We start from the raw sequence: 11,186 nt of genomic DNA, 5'->3' as shown, positions 1-11,186 counted from the left end.
GCGCACCGGGTCGGTCTCGACGCCGCGCACGAGCTCCACGTCCGCCTTGATGACGTCCGGGTGCAGCCGCAGGATGTGCCGCAGGCTGGCGTAGCCGGCGCCGGCGTCGTCCACGAGGAGTGCCACGCCCCGCTCCCGCAGCGGCTCGACGACGGCCGCGAGCGCGCGGTAGTCCGGCACCTGGGTGTGCTCGGTGATCTCCACGCCCAGCCGCCGGCCGGTGGCGCGGGCCCGCTCGGCGCCGGACAGCAGCAGCTCGGGGGACCGCGGGTCGAGCAGGGCCTCGGCGGAGAGGTTGACGCTGAGCCGGGTCCCGGCGGGCACGCGGGCCAGCCCGGCGAGGGCGTGGCGGGCGGTGAGCAGCTCCAGCTCCACGCCGAGACCGGCACCGGTGGCGGCGGCGAAGGCGTGCGCGGGTCCGGGGAAGGCGGGGTGGTCGAAGCGGGCCAGCGCCTCGAAGCCGACCACGGCACCGTCCGCGAGCCGCACGAGGGGCTGGAACGCCGCGGACACCCGCTCCCCGGTGAGCAGCTCCTCGACGGCGCCGCGCTGGCGGTGGGCGGACCCGTGCCCGGTGCTGGCGGCGCTGTTGAGGTGGTCGCTGACGAGGTCCGCCACGAGCGCGGCGTAGCGGGCGGCGTGCTGGTCCAGCTCGGGGTTCGCGGTCCGGCCCAGGCAGCACAGCATGCCGCGCACCTCGCCGGCGGGGCCGCGGACGGGGGCGCCGACGTAGGAGCCGATGCCGAGCCGGGAGGTGACCGCCAGTTCGCGGGTGACGGGGTCGCGGCGGGCGTCGGGGACGGCGGCCGGCAGGGTGCCGGCCAGCACGCGGACGCAGAAGGAGCCCTCCACGGGGAGCGCGTCACCCGCCGCGACGTGCATGGCGGTGGCGTCGCCGCTGGTCGTGCGGATCACCTGCTGCCCGGCGTCGAAGTGCGACAGCCACGCGATGTCCGTGCCCAGGTGGGTGCGGGCGAGCTCCAGCAGGCGTTGCACGCCCGCGAGCACGTCCGGTGTCGGGTTCCACGCGTCGTCCGGCACGCGCCCCACTCCACGACCCCCCGCAGTCCTCGTCGGCCGCTGCGCTCTGCTGCACAGCGCGGCCCGCGTCGACCGCCCACCTCTGATAAACGGAGAGTACCGAATAGGTTACCGATCGTGCAGATCGGGGAGCGTCAGTCGCGGTGGGCGTGCGCCAGCACCGCCGCCGCCACGTCCGCAGGCGCCTCCTCCGGCACCCAGTGCCCCACCGGCAGCCCGCGGGACGTGAACGGCCCCGTGACGTGCCTGCCGGTGCCCAGCACCGCCGCCGGCGCGAAGAACGGGTCCCGCCGGCCCCACAGGTAGCTCACCGGCACGGGCGTGAACCCGCGCGCGCCACCGGCCGGGTGCGGCACCGGCAGCGCCCGGTACCAGCCCAGCGCCGCCGTCAGCGCCCCCGGCTCCGCCATCCGGCGCGCGTAGTGCGCCGCCCGCTCCGCAGCCAGCCCCGTGCCCTCCAGCGACGCGCGCAGCCGCGCCCCGTCGCCGGCCAGCAGCAGCCGCTCCGGCACCCGGGGCAGCTGGAAGAACCCCATGTACCACGAGCGCAGCACCTGGGAGCTGCGCGGCAGGGCGGCGCGCACCGCCTCCGGGTGCGGCGTCGACAGCGCCGTCAGCGACGCCACCCGCTGCGGCGCCGCCCCCGCCAGCGCCCACGCCACCGCCCCGCCCCAGTCGTGGCCCACGACGTGCGCGCGCTGCACCCCCGCGGCGTCCAGCAGCGCCACGACGTCCGCGACCAGCTCGGGCACCGCGTACGGGCGCCGCCCCGCCGGGCGCGCGCCCGGGGAGTAGCCGCGCTGGTCCGGCACCAGGACCCGCAGCCCCTCCGCCGCCAGCAGCGGCACCACCGCGTCGTAGGCGGTGCCGTCCTGCGGGAAACCGTGCAGGCACACGACGGTGCCCCGCGCGCCGCCGCCGGTGTCGCGCACCGCGAAGCGCAGCCCGTCGCGGTCGAACCCCGTCAGGACGCCGTCACCCACGCCGCACCCCTCACTCCTGCGGGGCCGTCGGGAACGACCCGGCCTCCGCCTCGGCGTCGTCGGCGTCGTCCTCGTCCGAGCCGTTGCCCGAGCCGTTGCCCGAGCCGTTGCCCGAGCCGTTGCCCGACCCGCTGCCCGGCGAGCGCACGGCCCGCCCGGCGCGGTCGGCGCCCTCACCCGTGGCGCTGGCGGAGCTGGTCGGTGAGGGGCTGGACGTCGCCGAGCCGGTGGGGCTGGACGTCGGGGTGGCCGCGGCCGCGGCCACCACCAGGTCGACGGACGTGCCCACGTCCACCTTCTCGTCGGGGTCCACGCTCTGCGACAGCACCGTGCCCGGCTCCTGCTCGTCGCTGCTGCGCTCGGAGGTGTTGACGGTGAGCTTCAGCTCGTTGAGCGCCGCGCGGGCCTCGTCAAGGGTGCGGCCCTGCACGTTGGGCACCGTCACCTTGCCGCTGAAGACGTACAGCACCACGGAGCTGCCCGGTGCGACGGTGGAGTCCCGGCGCGGTTCGGTGCTCACCGCGGCGCCGGGGTCGACGTCCGCCTGGTCGTCGAGGGACTGCGTCTCCGAGATCGTCAGGCCCGCGCCCTCCAGCGCCTCGCGCGCGTCGTCCTCCGACAGCCCGTACACGCGCGGCACCGTCACCGAGGACGGCCCGCTGGACAGCCACACCCGCACGGTGCTGGCCGTGGCCGCCTGCTGGTTCGCCGCCGGCTCCTGCCGCACCACCCGGCCCGCCGGCACCGTGTCGCTGGCCTCCTGCTCGAAGACCCCCGTCAGCCCCGCCGCCGTCAGCGCCGCCCGCGCCGCGGCCTCGTCCCCGTCCGACAGGTCCGGCACCGCCACCGTCGCCGGCGTGGTCGCCGTCGTCGTCGAGGGGCTGGCGCCACCCTCGCCCCCGCCGTCCAGCAGCTGCGTCGCCGCCGCACCCCCACCGCCGAGCAGCAGCACCACCAGCAGCACCCACGGCCAGCGGGAGCGGCGCGCCGGCTCCAGCTCACCCGTGGCGGGCAGCGAGCCCGTCGTCGGTCCCTGCGGGGGCGCCGCCGGGGGCAGCGGCGCGAACTGCCGGGTCGCGCCCGCCCCCGCACCGGCCGCCTCGCCGACCGACCCCATGCGCTGGGTCTCGGTCGCGGTGGCCGCACCGGCGATGACCGCGCCGCGCAGCGGGCGGCCCTCCACCGCCCGGCGCAGGTCGTCGGCGAAGTCCGCCGCGCTCTGGTAGCGGTGCGTGCGGTCCTTGGCCAGCGCCATCAGCACCACCTGGTCCACCGCGTGCGGCACGTCCGGCACCAGCTCGCCCGGCGGCTTCGGCGGCTCGCTGACGTGCTGGAACGCCACCGCCACCGGCGCCTCGCCGGTGAAGGGCGGGCGGCCGGTGAGGATCTCGTACAGCAGGCAGCCCGTGGAGTAGATGTCGCTGCGGGCGTCGACCTGCTCCCCGCGCGCCTGCTCCGGGGACAGGTACTGCGCGGTGCCCATCACCGCCGACGTCTGCGTGAGGGTCGCGGAGGAGTCCGAGATCGCCCGCGCGATCCCGAAGTCCATGACCTTGATCTCCCCCGGTGGGGTGATCATGACGTTGGCGGGCTTGATGTCGCGGTGCACGATGCCCGCCCGGTGGCTGTACTCCAGCGCCCCGAGGATGCCCTCGGTGACGGACAGCGCCTCCAGCAGCGACAGCGGCTGCCCCGAGCGCAGCATGTCGCGCAGGGTCCGGCCCTCGACGTACTCCATGACGATGTACGGCAGGACGATCTGCCCGCCCCCGGGCTCGGGGTGGACGTCCTCGCCCGTGTCGTAGACCGCCACGATGCTCGGGTGGTTCAGCGCCGCCGCCGACTGCGCCTCGCGGCGGAAGCGCGCCTGGAACGACGGGTCGCGCGCCAGGTCCGGGCGCAGCAGCTTCACCGCCACGGTGCGCCCCAGCCGGGTGTCCAGGGCGACGTGCACCTCGGCCATGCCGCCCCGGCCGAGGACCGCGCCCACCTCGTAGCGGCCGCCGAGCAGCCGCGGGGTCTCGTTCACCGGTTGATCACCGCTTCCATCACCTGCTTGGCCACAGGAGCCGCCAGCCTGCCCCCGTAGGCGCTGTCGACGGTCCCACCGTCCTCGATGACGACCGCCACCGCGACCTCGGGGTCGTCCGCGGGGGCGAACGACGTGAACCACGCGTAGGGCGGCAGGCCCTCGCCGTGCTGCGCGGTCCCCGTCTTGCCCGCCACCTGCACGCCCTCGATCTGCGCCCGCGTCCCCGTCCCGGAGTCCACGACCGCACGCATCATCGTCGTCAGCGTCGCCGCCGTCTCCTCGCTCACCGCGCGCCCCAGCTCCTGCGGGGAGCGGGTCTCGACGACGTCGAGGTCGGCGTCGCGCACGGTGCGCACCACGTTCGGCTCCATGAGGACCCCGCCGTTGGCGACCGCCGCGGAGATCATCGCCACCTGCAGCGGCGTCGCCCGCACGTCGAACTGCCCGATCGCGGACTGCGCCGTCTGCGGGGCGTTCAGGTCGGTGGGGAAGCTGCTCGTGGCCACCGACAGCGGGATCTGCAGCTCCTGCCCGAAGCCGAACCTCTCCGACTGCTCGGCGAGGGCGTCGGCGCCCAGCGTCATGCCCAGGGACCCGAAGGCGGTGTTGCAGGAGATCTCCAGCGCGTCGATGAGCGACACCTTCCCACCCGGGCCGCACTCGGTGCCCTCGTCGTTGCCGAGGGTGCTGCTGGTCAGCGGCAGGTCCAGCTCCGCCGGCCCGTCCAGGAGGGTGTCGGCGGTGTAGTCGCCGCTCTCCAGCGCCGCCGCGGAGGTGATGATCTTGAAGGTGGAGCCGGGCGGGTACAGCGCGCCGGTCGCCCGGTTCGTCAGCGGGTCGTCCTCGTCCGCCAGCAGCCCCTGCCACGCCTCCTGCGCCGCCGCGGCGTCGTGGGTGGCCAGCGCGTTCGGGTCGTACGTCGGGTTGCTCACCATGGCCAGCACGTCCCCCGTCGCCGGGTCCAGCGCCACCACGGCGCCCTTGCGCTCGCCCAGGGCCTCGGAGGCCGCCTGCTGCACCACCGGGTCGATCGTCAGCTCCACCGACCCCCCGCGCGGCTGGCGGCCCGTGACCAGGTCGCTGAGGCGGCGGTAGAACAGGCGGTCCGCGGTGCCCGACAGCACGTCGTTCTGCGCCCGCTCGACCCCCGAGGTGCCGTAGCGGATGGAGTAGTAGCCCGTGACGTGCGCGTACAGCGGCCCCGACGGGTAGGTGCGCAGGAACTTGTACGCGTCGTCGACGGGCGTGCCGACCGCCACCTGCCCGCCACCGGCGACGAGGATCGGGCCGCGGTCCCGGCCGAGCTCCGCGTAGAGCTGGCGGCTGTTCGTCGGCTTGGCCCGCAGGTCCTCCGCGGCGAAGAACTGCACGTGCGTGGTGCTCGCGAACAGCGTCAGGAACAGCAGCGCGACGACCCCGGCGAGGCGGCGCAGCGGGCGGTTCACGGCAGCCTCACGACCTGCGTGGCGCCCGTGTCGCCGCCCGGGCCGGCCGGCTCCTCCGGGGCGGGGCGGCGGGCCAGGTCCGACACCCGCAGCAGCAGCCCCACGATGATCCAGTTCGACACCAGCGAGGAGCCGCCGTACGCCAGGAACGGCATCGTCAGCCCCGTCAGCGGGATGACCCGCGTGACGCCGCCGGCGACGACGAACACCTGCAGCGCCACCGAGAACGCCAGGCCCCCGGCCAGCAGCTTGCCGAAGCCGTCGCGCACCCCCACGGCCGTGCGCAGGCCGCGCTCCACGAGCAGCACGTACAGCAGCAGGACCGCGAACAGCCCCGCCAGGCCCAGCTCCTCCCCGAGGGAGGAGTAGATGAAGTCGCTCTCGGCGTAGGGCACGATGTCCGGCCGGCCGCGGTCCAGGCCGGTGCCGAGCAGCCCGCCGGCGGCCATCCCGAACAGCCCCTGCACCAGCTGGTAGCTGCGGTCCAGGTTCTCCGCCGCGAACGGGTGCAGCCAGATGTCCACCCGCTGCTGCACGTGGGAGAAGGTGGTCGCCGCCGCCAGCGCGCCGCCCACGAAGAGCAGCAGGCCCAGCACGATCCAGCTCACCCGCTCCGTCGCCACGTACAGCACCGCGACGAACAGGCCGAAGAACAGCAGCGACGTGCCCAGGTCGCGCTCCAGCACGAGCACCCCGACGCTGGCGCCCCACGCCACGAGCAGCGGCCCCAGGTCCCGCATGCGCGGCAGCTGCAGCCACAGCAGCTTCGGGCCGGTCAGGGACAGCGCGTCGCGGTGCACGACGAGGTAGCCGGCGAAGAACACCGCCAGCAGGATCTTGGCGAGCTCCCCGGGCTGGAAGGACAGCGGGCCCACGCCGATCCAGATGCGCGCGCCGTTGATGGTCTTGCCCAGGCCGGGCACCAGCGGCAGCAGGAGCAGCCCGAAGCCGGCGACCATCGCGGTGAACGTGTAGCGGCGCAGCACCCGGTGGTCGCGCAGCAGCCACAGCACCGCGCCCGCCGCGACGATGCCCAGCGCCGACCAGACGAGCTGCCGGGACGCCAGCGCCGAGTCCTCCGCGAGGTCGAGGCGGTGGATCATGACGAGGCCGACGCCGTTGAGCAGCGTCGCCACCGGCAGCAGCACGGGGTCGGCGTAGGAGGCCCGCCAGCGCACGACGACGTGCAGGACGCCCGCCAGCACCCCCAGCGCCCCGCCGTGCAGGAAGAAGTCCGCCGGCAGCGCCCCGGTCTCGGTGAGCCCGACGACGGCGTACGCGCTCATCGACAGGGCGACGGCGAGCAGCAGCAGCAGCAGCTCCACCCCCCGGCGGGTGCGGGGGTACACGGGCAGCACGGTGGCCATCAGGACGTCCCTGCGCAGTCGGTGCCGGAGTCGGTGCCGGGGGTCGGGGTGGTGCCGGGGCTCGCGGTGGTGCCGGGGCTCGCCGTGGCGCCGGCGGTCGGGCTGCTCGTCGCCGTCGAGCACTCCCGCGCCTGGGAGCGCAGGTTCTCCACCACCCGCTCCGCGCCCGCGAGGTCGGGCGCGCTGATGCGCTGCTGCACCCGCTCGCGGGCGTACGCCGGCAGGTCGGCCAGCCGGATGCCCGTCAGCTCCAGCACCCGCGACGTGCTCAGCGGGCCGACGTCCTGCGTCAGCCCCCGGAACACCGCCACCTGCTGCTGCTGCGCCCCCACGAAGTACTGCGCCTGCGACCAGCGCCACGCCCCGTAGCAGCCACCGGCCAGCAGCAGCAGCAGCGCGAGCAGGCCGCCCGTCCAGCGCAGCCGGCGGCCCCGGCCCCCGCGCGGCGGCTCGGCGGGGGCGTCGGGGTCCTCCTCCTGCGGCGGCTGCGGGCGCAACCGCGCGGCCCGCGTCGCGGGGGAGTCCAGCGCGGAGGTGCGCTGCGGTCGGGAGAACGCCGCGGCCCCCACCACCTGCGGGGTGATGGACGGCGGCTCGTCGCCCGAGTCGACCGCCACGACGTCGGCGACCACGCACGTCACGTTGTCCGGCGCCCCGCCGCGCAGCGCCAGCTCCACGAGCTGCTCGCACGCCGTCGACGGGTCCGGCAGCTCCGCCAGCGCCTGCTCCAGCGTCTCGTGGCTCACCACCCCGGACAGCCCGTCCGAGCACAGCAGGAAGCGGTCGCCGACGCGGGCCTCGCGCACCGAGACGTCCGGGCGGTCCTCGGCCTGCCCGGTGAGCACCCGCATGATCACCGAGCGCTGCGGGTGGTTGCCGGCGTCCTCCGGGTCGAGCTGGCCGGAGTCGACGAGGCTCTGCACGTAGGTGTGGTCGCGGGTCAGCTGGCTGAGCCGGCCCTCCCGCACCAGGTAGGCGCGCGAGTCGCCGATGTGCGCCAGCACCAGCCGCCCGCCGGTGCGCAGCACCGCCGTGACCGTCGTGCCCATCCCGGCGAGGTCGGGCTCCTCCCCGACGCGGCGGCGCAGCTGCTCGTTGGCCGCGGCCACCGCCCGCACCAGGTGCTGGGCGGCGTCGTCGCTGCCGTGGGACTCCCCGTCCAGCGACGCCAGCTCCGCCACCGCCAGGGAGGAGGCGACGTCCCCGCCGGCGTGCCCGCCCATGCCGTCGGCGATCACCAGCAGGTGCGGGCCGGCGTAGCCGGAGTCCTGGTTGTTGGACCGGACCAGCCCCACGTCGGAGCGCGCGGCGTACCGCAGCGCGATGGCCACCGCCGTCACCTCCGCAGTTCGAGGACGGTCCTGCCGATGCGCAGCGGGGTGCCCGGGTCGAAGGGCACCGGTGCGCTCAGCCGCTCCCTGCCCAGGTACGTGCCGTTGGTGGACTGCAGGTCCTCCACCACCCAGCCCTCGCCGGCGGGGCTGATCCGCACGTGCCGCGTGGAGGTGTACTCGTCGTCGAGGACCAGGGTGCAGTCGTTGCCGCGGCCGATGAGGACGGGGGTCTCGCCCAGCGCCAGGGTCGTGCCGCGCAGCGAGCCCTCCGTCACGACGAGGGTGGCGCCGGGGCGGGGGCGCGGCGCCGGTTCCGGCCGCTCCCGGCGCTCCCGGCGCGGCGGCTGCGGCGCGCTCGTGCGGCGCGGTGAGACGCGGGTGCCGAAGAGGTCGGCGCGCAGCACCCCCACCACGGCCAGCACGAACAGCCACAGCAGCAGGAGCAGCCCGAGGCGCATCGCCGTCAGGGTCAGTTCGCTCATGCCCCGCCTCAGTCCCAGGTCTCGTCGGCGCTGCGGCGCGCGGCGCGGAAGACGGCCTGCGTGTGCCCGAGGGTGATGACGCTGCCGTCGAACAGGTCGGCGGCGCGCACCCGCTCGCCGTCGACGGACGTGCCGTTCGTGGAGCCCAGGTCCACCAGCTGCGCCCCGTGCGGGCTGACGCGGATCTCCGCGTGCCGGCGGGAGACGCCCGGGTCGTCGAGGACGATGTCGGCGTCGGAGCCGCGCCCGAGCACCGTCGTCGTCTCGGTCAGCACGTAGCGGCGGCCGTCGACGTCCAGGCGCGGGCGCCCGGCGCTCACCGCGTCCCCCGTCGCGGGCGCCACGCGGCCCTTCACGGTGGCGCTGCGGACGCGGCAGACGCCGGTGCGCAGGTCGTCGGCCTGGTGGAAGCCGACCTGGACGGGGCCGACGAAGGCGTAGCGCTGCTTCTCGGCGTGCTGGGTGACGGCGGCCACCAGCTCGTCGGCGAGGGTGTCCTGCCAGGAGGCGAGCTTGCCGTGGTCGGAGGGGGCCAGCTCCACGGTGAAGGAGTTGGGCACCAGGGTGCGGCCGCGCGCGAGGACCGCGGCGCGGTCGTCGAGCTCGCGGCGCAGCGCGCTGGCGATCTCCACCGGCTGCACCTCGCTGCGGAACGCCTTGGCGAACGCGCTGCTCACCGCGCGCTCGACGCCCTTCTCGAACCGGTCGAGCACTCCCACGCCGCGCCTCCCCCCTGCCTCCGCGATCCGCCGCCGATCCCCGAGGCGGCCCCCGGGGCCGCCTGCGGACCGTCGCCGGGTGCTCCCGGCCGTCCATCGCGCGTGGTCGGCGCACCGGCATCGTAACCAGGGCCGCCGGGCCCGCCCGGGGAGCGACGGGGCGGCGCGGGAGCGTGTCCGGGACCACCGCCGTCGCGTGCTAGGGTTTCGGAGCACTCGCGCGAGTGGCGGAATAGGCAGACGCGCACGGTTCAGGTCCGTGTGCCCGAAAGGGCGTGGGGGTTCAACTCCCCCCTCGCGCACGCACCGCGAAGGCCCCGGTCCCCAGGACCGGGGCCTTCGTCGTCCCACCCCGCCCCCCGGCTGCCTCGTGCGCGGACGGTTACGCTTCGCGCAGCCGATCCCCCGGTGGTGGAGGTGGGAGTGCGCGCCAGAGCAGCGGTCGCCCGCCTGCTGCGCCGTCCCACCGGTCTCGTCGACCGCACCCGGTGGCTGCTCGGCGTCCTGCTGCTCGCCGTCCTGCTGCTCTCCCTGCCCGCCCCCCTCGCGGGCGGCGGCGCCGGTGCGGCCCTGGCGCTGGCCTCCTGCGCCGTCCTCGCGGGGGTGTGGGCGACCACCTACCTCACCGGCCGGGCGCGCACCGGGCCCGACGTGGCCGAGGTGCTCGCCGTGGGCGTCCTCGCGCTGTCCGCGCCCAGCCCGGCGCTCGTGCTCGGGCTCACCTTCAGCTCGCTGTGGTTCCGCGCCCTGCACGGCTCCACCGCCCGCACCCTCGCCCAGTGCCTCGGCTACGGCGCCGCCCTCGCGGCGGCCGTGCTCTGCGCCGACGTGCTGCCCCACCACCGCGAGGTGGACCCCCTCGTCGTGCTCGGGCCCTTCCCCGTCATGCTCGCCACCGCGGTCGTGGCCCGCCGCACGGCCGCGGGCATGATCGCGCGGGAGGCCGCCGCCCGCCGCGACGGCGTGCTCGTGGAGCTGGGCACCCGCCTGCTCGGCGCCACCGACGCCGCGGTGGTCCTCGCCGAGGCGCACGCCGCGACCGCGCAGCTGTGCCGCGCCACCCCCGGGTTGCGGGTGCTGGCCGTCGTCCCCGAGGGCGGGCAGCTGTCCGTGCGCAGCGCCGCCGGGCCGCTGCACACCGTGCCGGCGCGGCTGCCGGGCGCCGTCCTCACCGGGGACGGGGCCCCCGGCGGGTCCGCGCCGGTGGGGCGCACCGCCGAGCTGGACGCCGCGGCCGGGCAGCCCTGCCGCTGGGTGCACCTGGTGCTCCCCGGGACCGACGTGCACCTGCTGGCGGGAGCGCCCGGCCGGGTGCCGGCGGAGGTGCTGGTCTGCCTGCGGACCGCGTCCGGCCAGGTCGCCCTCGCGCTGGCCGCCGCCGAGCAGCACCGCGAGCTCAGGGCCCGGACGCGCACCGACGACCTGCCGGGGCTCGCCAACCGCGCCGGCTTCCACGAGGAGCTGGCCGCCGCGGCCGCCGGTCCCGGTGCGCTCGCGGTGCTCTACGCCGACCTCGACGGCTTCAAGGGCGTCAACGACCGCCTGGGGCACGCCGCCGGCGACGAGGTGCTGCGCCACGTGGGCCGGCTGCTGCAGTCCACCGCGCCCACCGCCGCGGTGTGCGCCCGCCTCGGCGGTGACGAGTTCGCCGCCCTGCTGCGCGGGGCCGGCGCGCAGGAGGCGCCGGCCGTGGGGCGGGAGCTGGTGCGGCTGGTGACCGCGCCGCTGCGGCTGCCGCAGGGCACCGCGCGGGTGGGGCTCAGCATCGGCGTCGCCCACGCCG

General features: G+C 76.4%; 9 protein-coding genes and 1 tRNA gene. 2 read left to right on the top strand and 8 right to left on the bottom strand.

Going from position 1 to position 11,186, the window contains the following annotated elements:
• The 8 genes from ABEB16_RS10115 to ABEB16_RS10080 form a co-directional block, all read right to left on the bottom strand.
• Positions 1 to 1,041 (bottom strand): EAL domain-containing protein (locus ABEB16_RS10115; RefSeq protein WP_345712129.1); only part of this gene is annotated, 1,041 nt, incomplete at its 3' end.
• A gap of 134 nt (positions 1,042 to 1,175) precedes the next feature.
• The gene (locus tag ABEB16_RS10110; RefSeq protein ID WP_345712128.1) at positions 1,176 to 2,024 is read right to left on the bottom strand and encodes an alpha/beta fold hydrolase; all 849 of its coding nucleotides are present in this window, start codon (positions 2,022 to 2,024) and stop codon (positions 1,176 to 1,178) included.
• 10 nt (positions 2,025 to 2,034) lie between these two features.
• Positions 2,035 to 4,053: a Stk1 family PASTA domain-containing Ser/Thr kinase gene (gene pknB / locus ABEB16_RS10105; RefSeq protein WP_345712127.1), complete on the bottom strand. Its 2,019-nt coding sequence runs from the start codon at positions 4,051 to 4,053 to the stop codon at positions 2,035 to 2,037.
• A complete protein-coding gene (locus ABEB16_RS10100; protein WP_345712126.1) occupies positions 4,050 to 5,501 on the bottom strand; it encodes a peptidoglycan D,D-transpeptidase FtsI family protein in 1,452 nt (483 codons plus the stop codon). Before ABEB16_RS10100 ends, pknB begins: the two co-directional genes overlap by 4 nt.
• Entirely contained in the window at positions 5,498 to 6,868 is a 1,371-nt protein-coding gene (locus ABEB16_RS10095) for an FtsW/RodA/SpoVE family cell cycle protein (protein WP_345712125.1), read from the bottom strand. The genes ABEB16_RS10100 and ABEB16_RS10095 overlap by 4 nt, the downstream gene beginning before the upstream one ends.
• Positions 6,868 to 8,199: a PP2C family protein-serine/threonine phosphatase gene (locus ABEB16_RS10090; protein ID WP_345712124.1), complete on the bottom strand. Its 1,332-nt coding sequence runs from the start codon at positions 8,197 to 8,199 to the stop codon at positions 6,868 to 6,870. Before ABEB16_RS10090 ends, ABEB16_RS10095 begins: the two co-directional genes overlap by 1 nt.
• Positions 8,200 to 8,204: 5 nt before the next feature.
• Positions 8,205 to 8,684, bottom strand: coding sequence for an FHA domain-containing protein FhaB/FipA (locus ABEB16_RS10085; RefSeq protein WP_345712123.1), 480 nt, complete (start codon positions 8,682 to 8,684; stop codon positions 8,205 to 8,207).
• 8 nt (positions 8,685 to 8,692) lie between these two features.
• Positions 8,693 to 9,403 carry an FHA domain-containing protein gene (locus ABEB16_RS10080; RefSeq protein ID WP_345712122.1) on the bottom strand — a complete coding sequence of 237 codons (711 nt, stop codon included), beginning with the start codon at positions 9,401 to 9,403 and terminating at the stop codon, positions 8,693 to 8,695.
• Between the two features lie 218 nt (positions 9,404 to 9,621).
• Here ABEB16_RS10080 and ABEB16_RS10075 point away from each other — a divergent pair.
• Positions 9,622 to 9,705, top strand: a tRNA-Leu gene (locus tag ABEB16_RS10075).
• 121 nt (positions 9,706 to 9,826) lie between these two features.
• A partial coding sequence (locus ABEB16_RS22800) for a GGDEF domain-containing protein (RefSeq protein WP_425560157.1) occupies positions 9,827 to 11,186 on the top strand: 1,360 nt, incomplete at its 3' end.

It is taken from the genome of Kineococcus glutinatus (genome assembly GCF_039542765.1).
GTDB lineage: Bacteria > Actinomycetota > Actinomycetes > Actinomycetales > Kineococcaceae > Kineococcus_A > Kineococcus_A glutinatus.
The sequence above is the reverse complement of the archived record's forward strand: the minus strand, read 5'-3'. Positions and strand labels throughout refer to the sequence as shown.

Coding starts and splice junctions, on each gene's coding strand:
- ABEB16_RS10085 (WP_345712123.1), bottom strand. CDS start 8,684: ATGAGCGAACTGACCCTGACGGCGATGCGCCTCGGGCTGCTCCTGCTG.
- ABEB16_RS10095 (WP_345712125.1), bottom strand. CDS start 6,868: ATGGCCACCGTGCTGCCCGTGTACCCCCGCACCCGCCGGGGGGTGGAG.